This is a genomic window from Jeotgalicoccus marinus DSM 19772, assembly GCF_000425825.1.
GTDB lineage: Bacteria > Bacillota > Bacilli > Staphylococcales > Salinicoccaceae > Jeotgalicoccus > Jeotgalicoccus marinus.
The window spans coordinates 47,389-62,333 of the sequence record NZ_AUEE01000010.1; the positions used below are offsets into that span (position 1 = coordinate 47,389).

Here is a 14,945-nt window from a genome sequence, read left to right on the forward strand (position 1 = left end):
TTAATATAATATTTTTAGGAGGTCTTTATGCATTTTCAGGGCAAAAGTTTTTTAACAACTACAGATTTTTCTAAAGAAGAATTGACCTACCTCATTGACTTTGCGATTCATTTAAAAGCTTTAAAACAAAACAATATTCCTCACCAGTACTTACAAGGACAAAGTATTGCGTTACTTTTCGAGAAAACTTCTACACGTACTCGTGCGGCCTTTACAGTAGCTGCTAATGACCTAGGTGCGCATCCTGAATTTCTAGGCACTAATGATATACAACTCGGTAATAAGGAATCTGTACAAGATACTGCAAAGATTCTTGGTAGCATGTTTGATGGAATTCAATTCCGTGGAGCAAGTCAGGACACTATTGAAACACTAGCTGCTCATGCAGGCGTTCCCATTTGGAACGGCTTAACGGACATGTGTCATCCGACACAAATGATTGGGGATTTCATGACAATTAAAGAAAGTTTCGGGTCGCTTCAAGGTATTAAAGTGGTCTATGTTGGAGACGGCCGTAACAACGTCGCAAATTCTCTGTTGGTTACAGCAGCGATTTTAGGTGTCGACATGACAATCGCTTCGCCTGAATGTCTCTTACCTGATGAATTTTATAGCAAACAAGCATCGTTATATGCAAAAGAATCCGGTGCAACGATCCATTTAACTAGTGACGTGCATAGTGCAGTTAAAGACGCCAACGTGATCTATACCGATGTCTGGGTCTCCATGGGTGAAGAAGATCAGATTGAAGCACGTCTTGATTTACTAAAAGAATATCAAGTAAATGAAGCCTTGCTTAAAGATGTACATGAGCAGTTCATATTCATGCATTGCCTGCCTGCTTTTCATGATACGAAAACTAGCTTTAGTCAACAGATAAAAAAAGACTATGGTTTAGATGAAATGGAAGTAACAGACGAGGTCTTTAATGCACCATATGGAAAGCAATTTATTCAAGGTGAAAACCGTCTACATTCCATTAAAGCGATTATGGCAGCAACGAATGGACATATATTCATCCCTCGGCAATATACAAAAAACGAGTCTTAGATATCCCATTTAGGATAACTAAGACTCGTATATAATATTTTTTATTTACCAAGCGTGTCCACTACCACCGTCAATATTGACAGCAGTCCCCGAAACATATGATGCTAGATCTGAGCATAAGAAGGTAATAACATTAGCCGCTTCACTCGTATCCCCGATTCTACCTAGTGGGATATTCTCTCCAATTTTCTTAGAGTATTCATCCCAGCTTAAATCAGGTGCATTGTTTTGCCAACGCTTTTCAATTTGATCACTACGTATTAAACCGATACATACAGCATTAACGCGGATATTGTATTGACCAAGATCTTTAGACATTGCCTTAGTCAGTGCTAAACCAGCACTTCTAGATACCGTTGTTGGTAGTGAATTTGCCTGAGGTGTTTTACCCATAACTGCGGTTAGGTTTAAAATCGCACCGCCTTGTTTTTTTAAGTGAGGGATGGCTGCTTTAGAAATTTTAACAGCTGCAAGTACTTTTAAATCGATATCTTGTTCCCAGTCACTAAGTTCAATATCTTCAAAGCTTTTAGCAAATGAACTACCCGCATTATTAACAAGTACGTCTAGACGCCCATATTCTTCAAGTGCTTTATTGACAATTTTTTCACCAGCATCCTCAGAGGTAATATCAATAGCAATGTATGAGACCTCACCAAACTCTGATATTTCCGCTTGTGCTTTTTTAAGTCCTTCTTCTCCTCTAGCGACGAGTAGAACTTTCGCACCAAGTTTAACCATCTGTTCTGCTGTTTCTCTACCGATTCCTTTACTTGAGCCTGTAATCACTGCCACTTTTCCTTGATAATTAAAATTCATCTTGATTCATCCCTTCATATTTTTATCACTTAAAGATCAACCATTGGAACTAAAAACTATCCTAAGTTTACATTATGAAATACATTGGAAACATCTTCTAAGTCTTCTAAGACATCGATGAGATGCTCAAACTTTTCTTGGTCTTCATCTTCAAGGTTAACTTCATTTTGAGCAATCATCGCAAGTTCTGCAACCTTATAGTCTTCAACACCCAGTTCATCCAGTGCATTTTTGATATCGTTAAAGGCATGCGGTTCACCGTAGACCACTGTCATCTCATTTTCTAAAGTCACATCTTTAACATCGACTTCTTTTTCCATTAAATGCATCAATACTGCTTCTTCGTCAAAGCCTTCAAAGACAAATACTGATACGCTATCAAACATATAAGATACCGCACCACTGACGCCCATATTTCCGCCGTTCTTCCCGAAGGCTGCACGCACTTCTGAAACTGTACGATTCACGTTATCGGTCAATGCATCAACGATGATCATTGAACCACTTGGTCCAAAACCTTCGTATCTCAATTCATCGAAGTTTTCTTCTTCGCCACCTTTTTTTGCTTTTTCAATTGCTTTATCAATGATGTGTTTGGGAACTGAATAAGTCTTCGCTCTTTCTAAGACAACCTTTAAGGCTTGGTTCGCTTCAGGATCAGGTTCACCTTTCTTTGCCGCGACATAAATTTCTCTGCCGAATTTTGCATAGACACGGCTAGTGTTCTGGTCTTTTTGAGCTTTCTTTTCTTTAATATTATTCCATTTTCTTCCCATTGTTCATCTTCCTTATTTCGTAGATTTAATTGTTTTTGGATCTCTTTTCAGGGACAGTCTTATTGATAATCATCTCTACTTGGTAAATGCGACTCACTAAAAGGTGAATCGGTGCTTGTGTTAATTTATATATTGGCCAAGGTAGAGATGGTTCATAGTCATGTAAGGCCATTATAAATTCATCAGACACAGCAAGCTTTCTAAACTCAAAACGCTGGGTTTTCTTAGCCATATTTTTTCTTAATTTACCACCGATAATTTCAAAGATAATGATATCTTCAGTTGATGATTCTTCGTTTAATTTCAATATTAATACAGGAGAAGGGTTGTCTAGTAAATGAATATAGACGGTCTTATTTTCTATTACAGTATTAACAAAATTATAGACAATCTCATCCAACCAGCCAAAGTAGTACCAAGCTATATTTTCTATAGTCCAACCTGAAGGCATGGGGGCCCTTTGTACACTTCTAACACTATTGTAGTCTTTAATACGATAATTTAAATTCTTACCATAACGTCTTATTGGTGTCTGCGTTTCATTAACTGGGGTGCCGTAACTACCTAGAACAGAAAGTATACTACCATCGGATAGTTCATCTGCTATATATATAATTTGTTCTATTTCATTTACCATACTTGCCCGAGCAATATTATCTGCGATTAACATATATAAGTCACTGAATTTCCCTTGAGTTAATCGATTCAGTCTCATAATAGGGTCTTCATAGAAGATAACAATATCAATTCCGGCTAATGCATCCTCAACATCAGGTAAGATAAAGAGATCTTTCTTAATAAAGTTCACATCTTCAAAGTAATCTTCTTCATGTGCTGCTGAAAATGCATAGAGTTCAGAGGTATCTTTTAGTTCTTCATATAAATGCTCACCAATTCTACCGTTCACACCCATTAGTAAAACTTTCTTTTTTTCCATACAACCACTCCTAATGTACTGAATCTACCCATTTCATCCTTACGGCAAGCATTAAAATAATAATAATAATCATTATAATGGTGACACAACCAATACCTAAGAAGGGTAGGTTAAAGACTGTTGCGAAGTAGCCTCCAATTGTGGATCCAGCAACAGAACCTAAAGAAAAGTAAGAATAAAAGATACCATTTGCTTTACCCCGTTCGTGCATTTCTGACGATTCAGCAATAATTTTATTCATGGATGGGAACGTCATTGCGAAACCAATTCCATAAATGACCATGACAGCGAAAATCATAGCTGCAGACGGAACGAAATGTAAGAGCATCATACTTACACTTAAGATTAATAATCCAAGTGCAACTAAGCTTTCACTCTTGTAAGCTGTGTATATTTTATTTATAGGTGATATGAAGATAATAATCGCTGTCACACCAAAGACACTGAGCATCATACCTGTACTGGATGCTTCTAAATCAAGCAGATCAGTTTTTATTGGCAAACCAAAAGCCAAGGCACCTTGTGAAATCATCAAAGTAAACGATGAAATATAGGCCACATTTAATGATGGTCTTAACAATAATTCCTTAAGTGATGTTTGACTATGATGTGCACGGCTGCCTTCTGTCGAACTTTCTTTGATGGCAGAATAGACAATGATTGTACCAATGACATAAACAATAGCTAACACATAATAGACTGTTTCGTAGTTCACCAGACTCGCAATGATTCCGCCCGATGCAGGGCCTAATATAGCAGCAGTCCCAATGGCCACACCTGTTAGGGCCATAGATTTACCGATTGCCGAACGTTTTGATATATCAGCAACTAAGCTAAATGCAGCTGGGGTTAGAAGTCCGCTTGAGAAACCGTGAATCGCACGTACAAGTAGAAGAATACCTATTGATGGTGTCATCGTGTAGATTAAAACGAAAAACACCTGCATAATCATTCCGAACAGGAGTGTATTTCTCCGACCGTACTTATCGGACATGTAACCGCCCGCCATGTTTCCGACCATATTAAACAGTGAATATGTAGCAACAACAATCCCTGCCATAAACTCAGATGCACCAAGTTCTAGAACAAAGGGGGTAATTATCGGCAACTGAATAAATAAGTCTAAAAAACAAATGACGATAACTAAATATAAAATAATTCTCTTTTTCACTTAAATACCTTCTAACATAGTGATAATTCTACCTATATTATTATAACAAAAAAAGACAGTCTATCACCTTTTAGACTGTCTTTGACCTTTGATTTATACGTCTTTGTTCAATTTTTGTTCATAACCATCGATGACTGCTGCTACCGCACCATCACCTGTAACGTTCGTTGCCGTACCAAAGCTATCTTGGGCGACGTAAAGTGCAATCATGAAAGCAACTGCCGCCTCGTTGAAGCCTAAGTTAGTCATTAAGACACCACTCGCTGCCATAATTGCCCCACCCGGCACTCCAGGTGCTGCAATCATTACAACCCCAAGTAGTAAGATGACCCCAACCATTTCAAAGAATCCTGGCATACTATACTCAGGTAATATCGTCATAACTGCTAATGAACAACTGACGATTGTGATCGTTGAACCTGATAAATGAATCGTTGCACATAATGGTATTACAAAATCAGCAATACTTTCTCTAATTCCGTTTTTCTTCGCACGTTCTAATGTGACAGGAATCGTTGCAGCAGATGACATTGTACCTAGGGCTGTAAAGTATGCTGGTAGCATCGTTTTCAACATAGCAAATGGATTTCTCTTCAATATTGAACCTGCAACTGTATATTGAATCGTTAACCAAACCCAGTGTAAAATAATCGCAACTAATAAGACGACACCAAACACTTTTAGCGTATCGAATACTGTGCCAGTTGCTGCCATTCCAGCGAAAACACCGGCAATGTAAAACGGTAGAATTCTAATGATAACTTTTTCGATAATGAATTCTGTGATGTCTTTACCTTGGTCGAAGAATTTTATCATTAAGTCGAGCTTTAAGACGTTCATGACGATTCCGACTGCAAAAGCTAATACTAGAGCTGGTAAGATGTCAATAATTGGCGTCAATTCAAACTCGATAAAACTCTCAAGGCCTGTCCCTTCTTCAGGAACAGAACTTCCTTCAGTTATACGTGGCATCACGAAAGATGCAACAATGTAAGCTAAAATACCCGCACCTAAAGTAGATAAGTAAGCGACACCTAAAGTCGCACCAACAACCTTACCTGAACCGGTACCGATTTGTGAAATCCCTGATGCAATAAAGAATAAAATAATAAATGGAATCGTAAAGAATATAAAGGCGCCTAAGATTGACTCTAATGTCACAAATAACCTAACGATGAATTCCATAATCTGTCCTGCTGTACCATCTGGACCGAGTAAGTAGTAACCCCCACCTACAATAATACCCGCAACGATACCAGCAATCAGTTTTGCTAATAACTTCACTTTGTAAATCCCCCTTGAAATATTGAACTTCGAATTTATAGCGCTTAAGTGTTCTTTAAAAAGTAATTAAAAAACGATTTCGTAAGCAACGTACCAGTCATCTAAGTTGTCATCTAAATTTAAGTTACCCTTAAATTCAAAACCCAGTTTTGTAAACAAGTACTGCATTGCTTTATTCTCTAATGAAGTATCAGTATGTATGCCAAGGTAACCTTTTTGTTTACCTACCTCAATGATTTCACGAATAATTTTCTGGGCGAGACCTTGACCCTGGAAATTCGGGTCTATTGCGAGTCTATGAGTCGCAAGGCAATCAATTCGTGCCAGTTGCCAAGGGATATCATCATAACTAAAGGCGTGATTATCATCGGCTGTAATGCAACCTTTGATGACACCATCTTCTTCAAACACATATAAACTTTCAGCCTTCACATCATCTTGAAACACTGATGCATTAGGATAGTTTTTATCCCATTGATAATTACCTACAGCGTGCATTTCTGGTATTACTCTTGAAACGATATCCATTATATGTTGTACATCGCTCATAACGGCTAGTCTTAAAGCCATATTATCTCCCTCGTTTTATCTATCATTTTGTAAAAAATCTCTCAAATGCTATGCATTTAATTATACATTGTTGTATACTAATTTAAAGACTAAAATGTAAGGGGTTTTATAATGTTCAAATTTGATAAGAACACCGTCCCATATCATGTGACAAATATGATATTTTATGTTCTGACTTTAGTTGTTGTTGGCTTAATCTACTACTTTGCATTCTTACCACCATTATTAGAAGTTACAACAGGAGAATTCTTCCAAAACTTCGGTATGCGTCAAGTTGGCGGATCAGTCTTCTTCTTAATTCTAGTCATCGTACCATTTGTACTAGTAGCTGCTGCAGGCTATCACTTATATAGACTGATTAAACCTGCACCAAAAGTATCAACAGACTTTTAAGATTATATATACCATGGGGATGGGAGAAAACCTGAGCTTATGTAAGCTCAGGTTTTTTTGTGTTGTTTGTTTTTCGAAATGGAGAACCAATAGTACATCAGCTTCGTTTTGCTTTCGAAGCGGAGCACCACCACACACCGACAACTACACTTCCAACTATTTTTGTAAGGTCTTTTTAAAGGCGATTAGATAGTGCTCAACTTCTCTAGCACCAGCAATGGCAAATTTGTCATCAAATATATAATAAGGTAACGTCTTCACCTGATTCACTTTAGCTAGATTAAAATCTCCAATGACTTCTTCTAAATAGATACTTGGATCATTCAGTAATTCTTCGACTTTATCTTGTTCAAGTCCTGTTTTGACACCAATATTCAATAGCACTTCTTGATCGCTAACATTCTCCCCTTTAGAAAAATAGCTCTCATAGAGTGCATCTAAAACTACACTACCTTTGCCATTTTCCTTGGCTAATTTCAACAATCTGTGTGCATTTCTTGTATTTGCAGGTACTACTTTATCCATATTAAACTCAATACCAACTTTTTCACCTGCTTCAACGATACGGTCCACCATGTCATAAATCTCATCTAATGGTTTTTGGTGTTTATCGGCAAGGGATTGATAAATATCAACTTTTGGTGCTTTGGATGCTTGATTATCCAACTCATAGCTTAGATAATTCAAACCTATCTCTTCTGAGTTTTCAAATTCCGCTTTTGCCTGTTCAATATTTTTCTTTCCTATGTAGCAAAAAGGACATGCAATATCTGTATAAATTTTAACTTCCATAATCTCACTCCTAGTTAACATCAATTTTACCATACATTTATTCAAGACTTTAAAGTTTCACTTTCCTGTAGTAAATTTTTCACAAAAATTGCCTAAAATCTGGTACAATATTGTCTGTAAAACTATCAGGTGTATCCTGCAAATATATTATTGATAGGTGGAAAATGAAAATGGAATATCGTGTTTTACTGTACTACCACTATGTTGATGTGGAAGATCCGGAAACGTTTGCTGCTGAGCACTTACGTTTTTGTAAAGATTTAGGCTTAAAAGGCCGTATTTTAGTTGCGCATGAAGGAATTAACGGGACTGTTTCAGGTGATATTGAACAGACTGAACGATACATGGAATACATGAAAGCTCATCCACTGTTTAAAGATATCGTCTTTAAAATTGATGAAGCAGATGGCCATGCCTTTAAGAAAATGTTTGTACGTCCGAGACCTGAGCTTGTTAATTTAAGTTTAGACAAGGACATCGATCCTTGTGAACAAACGGGTGAATATTTAAGCCCTGCTGAATTTTATGAGGAGATGCAAAAAGAAGATACTGTCGTATTAGATGTAAGAAATATATATGAATATGATGTCGGCCACTTCCGTGGTGCGATCAAGCCAGATGTAGAAACCTTTAGAGATACTCCGGAATGGGTTCGAAATAATAAACATCTATTTGAAGGTAAGAAAATTTTAACCTACTGCACAGGTGGAATTCGCTGTGAGAAATTCTCTGGTTGGTTAAAGGAAGAAGGTTTTGACAATGTTGCACAACTTCATGGTGGTGTAGCAACTTATTCTAAGGATCCAGTAGCTAAAGGCCAGCTATGGGATGGTCAAATGTATGTCTTCGATGAAAGACTTACTGTCCCAATTAACCAAGTTGAACATGTTGTTGTTGGTAAAGATCACTACGACGGGACACCATGTGAACGCTATATCAATTGTGCGAATCCAGAATGTAATGCACAAATTTTAGCCTCAGAGGAAAACCAAGCATATCACTTAGGTGGTTGCTCTATGGAATGTGCTGAGCACCCTCGTAACCGTTATATTGTTGAACATAATCTGTCATCAGAGTTTGTACAATCACGAATAGAAGAATTAAAACAAACAGACTTTAGTAAAACAGAACCGATGCTAAGCCATAAGGGCTAAGTATTTCGCCCGGAAATCTATTTAAGATTTCCGGGCTTTTTTATGCATAATACCAGGTGCATTACTAGGAATTAATTGTTGGATAATTCTAAATTCATGTTATGATTACTGTTAATTCATAGTTTACCACTAGGATAATTTACATATTATCGGAGGGAAAAAATATGCAATTTAGTATCTTGAACCAAAGTCCACTTTTAGAAAATCATAATATACAGGAGTCACTTGCTCACACAACCGAACTTGCGAAAAAAGCAGATGACTTAGGTTATCGTCGTTATTTCGTTTCAGAACATCATAATATGGATCATATTATTGGAACGTCTCCTGAAGTCCTTGTTACCCACCTACTGAGTCAGACAAGGCGCATTAAGGTCGGTGCAGGCGGAGTCATGTTATCTCATCACAACCCGTTTCATGTTGCAGAACAATTTCAACTCATTAGTCATCTCGCACCAGAGCGTGTTGATCTTGGTGTTGGTAAAGCTCCAGGAGGCACTCCATTAGCTACAGAGGCCCTACAAGAAGAATTAAAAGATGATATTGGAACTTTCAACGATCGTTTCTTAAAGTTGAAGTCTTATATCGACGGGACTCATGACAATGCTCATAGTCTACAAATTTCCTTAGACACAAAATCAAGTCGCCCAAGCATCTTCCTCCTTGGTGGTAGTCCTGATTCTGCTCAGTTTGCTGCTAAAAATAAGGCGAACTTTATCTTTGCACATTTTATTAAAAATGACGCAGAGCTTTTAAAAGAAGTGGTGAATGTCTATAGAAAACATTATCCAGAGGGTGAAATCATCGTCGCCTTGTCAGTCTTAGCGGTAGATAACGAAGAAGATAAAGCACTGTTAAGAAAAGAAAACGAACTTTATACCATTACTTTTCAAAGTGGCAAAACTCTAACTGTTATCAATCAAAAGCAAGTTAATGACTTTATTAAAAATACTGATGAAAAAGTAGAAGTTAATAAAAAAGAAGCAGATATGATTATTGGGAACAAAGAAGAAATACTAGCAGCTTTAAATAAATTGAGCCAGGATATAGAAATTAATGAGTTCATGTTCCATCTCCCAACTAGTCGTAGTGAAATTAGAGACTATACTATAGAAACGCTTGCTCCAAACCAATTAAGACAAACAGAAAAGGCAGGGATAATATGAGTAAGAAAGTAAAATTTGGCGTAATGTTAAATGGTCCAGGTGGACATATGAATGCTTGGCGCAGTGAAGATGTTCCAGCAGATGCAAGCATCAACTTCGATTATTTAAAAACTGTAACCCAAAAGGCTGAAAATGCTGCATTTTCTTTTATATTTGTAGCAGATGGTTTATATATAAATGAAAAATCCATTCCTCATTTCTTAAGCCGTTTTGAACCCCTAACATTACTAGCAGCTTTGGCTCCAATTACTTCAAAAATCGGCCTAGTCGGTACAGTCTCAACTTCATATAGTGAACCTTATACTATCGCCAGACAACTGATGTCGATTGACCATGTATCAGGTGGGCATGCTGGGTGGAATGTTGTCACTTCCCCTCTAGAAGGCAGTGCCAACAATTTCAGTAAAGACAAGCATCCCGAGCACAGTTTACGCTATGATATAGCAGACGAACATCTAAGATCAGTTCAAGGGCTCTGGGATTCATATGAAGATGATGCCTTTACGAGAGACAAAGAAAGTGGACAGTATTTCGATAATAACAAGATGCATAAGTTAAATTTTGAAGGGGATTTCTTCAATATTGCAGGTCCTTTAAATATCGAACGTTCCCCTCAGGGGCAACCCATTATATTCCAAGCTGGCGCGTCACCAAAAGGTTCCGCCTTTGCTGCCCGCCACGCAGATGCGGTATTTACAAATGCGAGTACACTAGAACATGCCAAAGAGACTTATAAACAACTGAAACAAAAAGCTGTCGATAGTGGTAGAAATACGGAAGAAATTAAAATTTTCCCCACCCTACAACCTATAGTCGGTAAGGACGATGAAGAGGTTCGTTCACGTTATGAATACATTAAAAACCTAGTAACAATTGAAGAAGCCCTCGCCTATTTAGGACGCTACTTCGACCACCACGACTTCAGTCAATACGATGTTGATGCTCCGTTCCCAGAGCTTGGTGATGTCGGCAAAAACAGCTTTAGATCCACGACAGATGAAATTAAAAAGCGCGCTAAAGAAAATAATTTAACACTTCGACAAGTTGCAATGGAAGAAACGACGAGAGAAAGTGCCTTTATGGGTACCTATGAAGAGATTGCCGATCAAATTATTGAGTGGATCGATCACGGTGCAGCAGACGGTTTCGTTTTAATCCCTCATGTCTTTGGTGAAATATTTGAAGACTTTATTAATAAGGTGATTCCAATCCTTGTAAAACGCGGCTACTATGATAATGAATACAGTGGTCAAACACTCCGCGATGAACTTGGTTTAAAATTTAAAGAGAATAGATATCAGCAGTAATAATTCAAGCTATGTAATCGTTGATTAGGATTACATAGCTTTTTTTCTCCTTATTCATAAATTTTTCAGAACTGATTTATATACTCACAGTATAGAAATTTTGAAAGGAGAAAATATGATGGAAATTTTACTAATGATCATTGTTTACCTCATGATTATTTCATTTTTTATAACTGTGGGGTTATTAGTTCTAGAAATATTAATGAAGGGACCTAAAGAGAGAAAGTTTACTTATGTAAATGTATTTGGAGTGGTGACTTTCATTAGTTTAATCGCCTTCCTCATTCTAGTAAACTTATATCTATAGCAACAGAAATGAGGTTTACAAATGAAAGATTTCAATATTTTAATCGTAGAAGATGATATCAGTTCTGCTGAAAATTTAGAGAAGATATTAGTCCAACAAGGGGCTAGGGTATCATTAAATCATACTGGTGAACATGTCTTAGAACAACTCACAGATGTTCACCTTATTTTATTAGATATCATGTTGCCATATGACGACGGTTTATCGATTGCTGATTATATTCATCAGCATGTCGATATTCCAATTATTTTTCTAACAGCAAGGAACGATATGGATAGTAAGATTACAGGCTTACGTGCAGGTGATGACTACATTACTAAACCCTTTCATCCGACCGAGTTAATTTCTAGAATTAACAACATTTTAGGTCGCTTTTACGATAAAACACAGACAACACTATTCAACTTGACTATAGATCCATACAAATTTGAAGTATTTGACAAGGAAGATAACGAAATTCAATTTACAAAAATTGAAAAACGGCTGTTCTTTTACTTATTTTCTAACATCGGTTCAACACTAACAAAAGAACAGATTCTACAATATGTTTGGCCAGATGGGGATACCTACGATAATTCCTTGAATGTTTATATTAAAAAGATTAGACAAAAAATCAATGATCACGACAACATGATTATTTCCACAATTCATGGAATAGGTTATAGGATGAATGCTCATGAAAAATAAGAATTTAAGCTACAAATTTTATGTCGTCATGTCCTTATCTATAGCTGCCATTCCAGTGGTTTTTATCGTGTTGTCTTATGCGATGTTCTTCACTCACCTTGGCATTACCTCATTATTTAATATCGATAATCATTTTTCCGGTAGTGTACTGACCACTTATTTTTATATAGTCTTTTTTGGTATTCTATTTGGATTAATGTTTATTGCTGCTAAATACTTTAAGAAAATTATCCATCGTATCAATACAATGGAACAGACGGTCAGAAAAATTGCAGAAGATGATGCATTTCCTGAAAAACTCGCAGTCATTGAAGAAAGTGAAGATGAGTTGAATAAGCTTGCTGCATCAATCAATACCATGATCGACAGACTAAGAGCAAAAGAAATCGAATTATCACAGATGGAAGATTTGAAACGTGAATATTTAAAACAGTTATCTCATGATATTAACACACCATTAAATGCTCTAAATCTTGAATTATATTTGTATAGTCAAAATCATAATGTATCAAAAGAAGAGGTAGATGTACTCTATCAAAAAGTTGATTACATTAGTAAACTGGTGAATTCTATATCAAGTGAAACATTATTTGATATCGATAACTACTATATTTTTAAAGAAGATATTTCAGTCCATAAGTCTTTAAAACAAACCATTAACAAGTGGTCATATTTACTAAACAAAAATAATATAGAATATACAATTGACGTGCAAAAAAATCTGATATGGCAAGCCAATGAACTGTGGCTGGACCGATTATTTGAAAACATCATCTCTAATATTTTCAAACATTCAGCTACGAATCAGATTGTAATAACTGTTGGTGATACTTTAATAATTAAAGACTACGGCGTTGGTTTTGAAATTGATAGAGATCATGAAACAACAGGTCTTTCAGTAATCAAAAATATTTGTCAGAAGCTTAATATTCAATTGGATATTGAGTCAACAAATGCGGGCACAGCTTATCGATTATCACAGGAATAAATGTAGACGTTAACTACAGGGTAAATGGTAATCGTTTTGTGTTCTAGTTACAGGTATACCATTACATCAGATTCGTTTTGTTTTCGAAGCGGAGCTACGCCATTACTTCAGCTTCGTTTTTATTTCGAAGCGGAGCACCACCATCACGTCAGCTTCGTTTTGTTTTCGAAGCGGAGCTATACCATTACATCAGCTTCGTTTTGTTTTCGAAGCGAAGCTACACCATTACGTCAGCTTCGTTTTGTTTTCGAAGCTCATCTAACAACATTTCGTCTCACCCAATCCTACTTAAACTAACAAAAAAGACTTGGATCTTAAAGGATCCAAGTCTTTTCTCTTCATATTAATATTATTAGAATCTGTAGTAACCGTCAACGTGACCATGTACGTATGATACTGCACGCTCGCCAACGCCTTCTGAAGGGTTAAGTGCATCTACCATTTGGCCATTACCAATGTAAACACCTACGTGTGAGTAGTTGTTAAAGAATACTAGGTCACCTGGTTGTGGGTTAGATACTTGTGTACCTGCTGCTTGCTGACCATAAGTTGTTCTAGGAATATCTTTACCATTGAATGCTTTCATGAACTGCTGAGTGAATGCTGAGCAGTCTACTGCTGTTGCAGAGTTTCCACCCCATACGTAGCTCTTACCTGCTGCTACTGAGTGCGCAACTGATGCTGCGTTTCCACCTGATACTTCTGGTGCAGGTGCTGGAGCTGGTTCTGAAACTTCTTCAGATTCTTCTACTTCTTCAGATTCTTCAACTTCTTCTACATCTTGAACTTCAGGAGTTTCTTCAACTTCCTCAACTTCTACTTCTTCAACAGCAGGTGCTGATGTTTCTTCTACAGCTGGAGCTTCTTCAGCTGCTTCTGAACCACCTGCAACGTTGATTGTTTTCCCAACGAAGATTAGGTCTGATGTAAGGTTGTTCCACTCTTGTAGGTCAGAAACTGATACGTCAAATTGGTTAGCGATTGCGAATAAAGTATCGCCTGCTTCAATTGTATATGTAGTCGCGTCTGAGCTTACTTCTTCAGCCGGTGCTGCTGGAGCTTCTCCATCGATCTTAAGAACGTCACCAGGGAAGATGATGTCTGAAGTTAAGTTGTTTAATGATTTAACTTCCTCAACTGTTTTACCAGCTTCACTAGATAAACTCCAAAGTGTATCTCCTGAATCTACCGTTACTTCTGATGCAGATATGTTAGCTGCAGCCACTGCTGATAATGCTGTAAGTGATGCTGCAGAAATAATAGTTTTTTTCATTGATAAAGCCTCCGTAATTTGGATGTATTTTTTAAATTCGCGTCACGTGCGATTTCCATGAGTCCTACTATAGCACATGATATTGCTAATTTGTCCTTTGTAACCAACTTGTAATTAAAGTGAAAAATCGCAGAACATTCACATTCTCAAAAATATGTTTTTCCGTCCTAAAATAATATATAAAAATAGCTAGAAGCCTTGTATATCAAGGTTCTAGCTATTAAGTGTGTATTTTTGCTTCTGAAGCATGTAAGATAACGTAATTTGACTG

At 36.9% G+C, this 14,945-nt stretch carries 16 protein-coding genes; 8 read left to right on the forward strand and 8 right to left on the reverse strand.

The window, feature by feature from the left end; translation table 11 throughout:
• The first annotated feature begins 27 nt into the window (after positions 1 to 27).
• Positions 28 to 1,050 (forward strand): ornithine carbamoyltransferase, encoded by a 1,023-nt coding sequence (gene argF, locus H624_RS0106900; protein WP_026866944.1) that lies wholly within the window; start codon positions 28 to 30, stop codon positions 1,048 to 1,050.
• 45 nt (positions 1,051 to 1,095) lie between these two features.
• Here argF and H624_RS0106905 read toward each other — a convergent pair whose 3' ends face one another.
• From H624_RS0106905 to H624_RS0106930, 6 genes are all read right to left on the reverse strand, one after another.
• On the reverse strand, positions 1,096 to 1,869 hold the full coding sequence (locus H624_RS0106905) for an SDR family NAD(P)-dependent oxidoreductase (protein WP_026866945.1): 774 nt from the start codon (positions 1,867 to 1,869) through the stop codon (positions 1,096 to 1,098).
• A 56-nt stretch (positions 1,870 to 1,925) separates the two neighbouring features.
• Positions 1,926 to 2,645, reverse strand: a complete 720-nt coding sequence (locus H624_RS0106910; RefSeq protein ID WP_026866946.1) for a YebC/PmpR family DNA-binding transcriptional regulator — start codon at positions 2,643 to 2,645, stop codon at positions 1,926 to 1,928.
• A gap of 25 nt (positions 2,646 to 2,670) precedes the next feature.
• Positions 2,671 to 3,582: a Rossmann-fold NAD(P)-binding domain-containing protein gene (locus H624_RS11760; protein WP_051220516.1), complete on the reverse strand. Its 912-nt coding sequence runs from the start codon at positions 3,580 to 3,582 to the stop codon at positions 2,671 to 2,673.
• 10 nt (positions 3,583 to 3,592) lie between these two features.
• Positions 3,593 to 4,753: an MFS transporter gene (locus H624_RS0106920; RefSeq protein WP_026866947.1), complete on the reverse strand. Its 1,161-nt coding sequence runs from the start codon at positions 4,751 to 4,753 to the stop codon at positions 3,593 to 3,595.
• Between the two features lie 93 nt (positions 4,754 to 4,846).
• Entirely contained in the window at positions 4,847 to 6,037 is a 1,191-nt protein-coding gene (locus H624_RS0106925) for a dicarboxylate/amino acid:cation symporter (RefSeq protein ID WP_026866948.1), read from the reverse strand.
• 66 nt (positions 6,038 to 6,103) lie between these two features.
• Positions 6,104 to 6,607 (reverse strand): GNAT family N-acetyltransferase, encoded by a 504-nt coding sequence (locus H624_RS0106930; RefSeq protein ID WP_026866949.1) that lies wholly within the window; start codon positions 6,605 to 6,607, stop codon positions 6,104 to 6,106.
• 111 nt (positions 6,608 to 6,718) lie between these two features.
• On the opposite strand from H624_RS0106930, the gene H624_RS0106935 reads away from it, so the two are divergent.
• A complete protein-coding gene (locus H624_RS0106935; protein ID WP_026866950.1) occupies positions 6,719 to 7,000 on the forward strand; it encodes a hypothetical protein in 282 nt (93 codons plus the stop codon).
• A gap of 156 nt (positions 7,001 to 7,156) precedes the next feature.
• Here H624_RS0106935 and H624_RS0106940 read toward each other — a convergent pair whose 3' ends face one another.
• Positions 7,157 to 7,792, reverse strand: coding sequence for a DsbA family oxidoreductase (locus H624_RS0106940; protein ID WP_026866951.1), 636 nt, complete (start codon positions 7,790 to 7,792; stop codon positions 7,157 to 7,159).
• Positions 7,793 to 7,962: 170 nt separating this feature from the next.
• Here H624_RS0106940 and trhO point away from each other — a divergent pair, with 170 nt between their 5' ends.
• From trhO to H624_RS0106970, 6 genes are all read left to right on the forward strand, one after another.
• Entirely contained in the window at positions 7,963 to 8,946 is a 984-nt protein-coding gene (trhO, locus tag H624_RS11765; RefSeq protein WP_035856336.1) for an oxygen-dependent tRNA uridine(34) hydroxylase TrhO, read from the forward strand.
• Between the two features lie 164 nt (positions 8,947 to 9,110).
• Complete coding sequence (locus H624_RS0106950) at positions 9,111 to 10,112, forward strand: MsnO8 family LLM class oxidoreductase (RefSeq protein ID WP_035856338.1); 1,002 nt, start codon at positions 9,111 to 9,113, stop codon at positions 10,110 to 10,112.
• Entirely contained in the window at positions 10,109 to 11,419 is a 1,311-nt protein-coding gene (locus tag H624_RS0106955) for an LLM class flavin-dependent oxidoreductase (RefSeq protein ID WP_026866953.1), read from the forward strand. The genes H624_RS0106950 and H624_RS0106955 overlap by 4 nt, the downstream gene beginning before the upstream one ends.
• Positions 11,420 to 11,537: 118 nt before the next feature.
• Complete coding sequence (locus H624_RS0106960) at positions 11,538 to 11,726, forward strand: hypothetical protein (RefSeq protein WP_026866954.1); 189 nt, start codon at positions 11,538 to 11,540, stop codon at positions 11,724 to 11,726.
• 21 nt (positions 11,727 to 11,747) lie between these two features.
• Positions 11,748 to 12,413: a response regulator transcription factor gene (locus H624_RS0106965; protein WP_026866955.1), complete on the forward strand. Its 666-nt coding sequence runs from the start codon at positions 11,748 to 11,750 to the stop codon at positions 12,411 to 12,413.
• The gene (locus H624_RS0106970; RefSeq protein WP_026866956.1) at positions 12,403 to 13,401 is read left to right on the forward strand and encodes a sensor histidine kinase; all 999 of its coding nucleotides are present in this window, start codon (positions 12,403 to 12,405) and stop codon (positions 13,399 to 13,401) included. The genes H624_RS0106965 and H624_RS0106970 overlap by 11 nt, the downstream gene beginning before the upstream one ends.
• A 352-nt stretch (positions 13,402 to 13,753) precedes the next feature.
• Here H624_RS0106970 and H624_RS12375 read toward each other — a convergent pair whose 3' ends face one another.
• Positions 13,754 to 14,674, reverse strand: a complete 921-nt coding sequence (locus H624_RS12375; protein WP_026866957.1) for a LysM peptidoglycan-binding domain-containing protein — start codon at positions 14,672 to 14,674, stop codon at positions 13,754 to 13,756.
• Positions 14,675 to 14,945 lie beyond the last annotated feature (271 nt).

Coding starts and splice junctions, on each gene's coding strand:
- argF (WP_026866944.1), top strand. CDS start 28: ATGCATTTTCAGGGCAAAAGTTTTTTAACAACTACAGATTTTTCTAAA.
- H624_RS0106905 (WP_026866945.1), bottom strand. CDS start 1,869: ATGAATTTTAATTATCAAGGAAAAGTGGCAGTGATTACAGGCTCAAGT.
- H624_RS0106910 (WP_026866946.1), bottom strand. CDS start 2,645: ATGGGAAGAAAATGGAATAATATTAAAGAAAAGAAAGCTCAAAAAGAC.
- H624_RS11760 (WP_051220516.1), bottom strand. CDS start 3,582: ATGGAAAAAAAGAAAGTTTTACTAATGGGTGTGAACGGTAGAATTGGT.
- H624_RS0106930 (WP_026866949.1), bottom strand. CDS start 6,607: ATGGCTTTAAGACTAGCCGTTATGAGCGATGTACAACATATAATGGAT.
- H624_RS0106935 (WP_026866950.1), top strand. CDS start 6,719: ATGTTCAAATTTGATAAGAACACCGTCCCATATCATGTGACAAATATG.
- H624_RS0106940 (WP_026866951.1), bottom strand. CDS start 7,792: ATGGAAGTTAAAATTTATACAGATATTGCATGTCCTTTTTGCTACATA.
- trhO (WP_035856336.1), top strand. CDS start 7,963: ATGGAATATCGTGTTTTACTGTACTACCACTATGTTGATGTGGAAGAT.
- H624_RS0106950 (WP_035856338.1), top strand. CDS start 9,111: ATGCAATTTAGTATCTTGAACCAAAGTCCACTTTTAGAAAATCATAAT.
- H624_RS0106955 (WP_026866953.1), top strand. CDS start 10,109: ATGAGTAAGAAAGTAAAATTTGGCGTAATGTTAAATGGTCCAGGTGGA.
- H624_RS0106960 (WP_026866954.1), top strand. CDS start 11,538: ATGGAAATTTTACTAATGATCATTGTTTACCTCATGATTATTTCATTT.
- H624_RS0106965 (WP_026866955.1), top strand. CDS start 11,748: ATGAAAGATTTCAATATTTTAATCGTAGAAGATGATATCAGTTCTGCT.
- H624_RS0106970 (WP_026866956.1), top strand. CDS start 12,403: ATGAAAAATAAGAATTTAAGCTACAAATTTTATGTCGTCATGTCCTTA.
- H624_RS12375 (WP_026866957.1), bottom strand. CDS start 14,674: ATGAAAAAAACTATTATTTCTGCAGCATCACTTACAGCATTATCAGCA.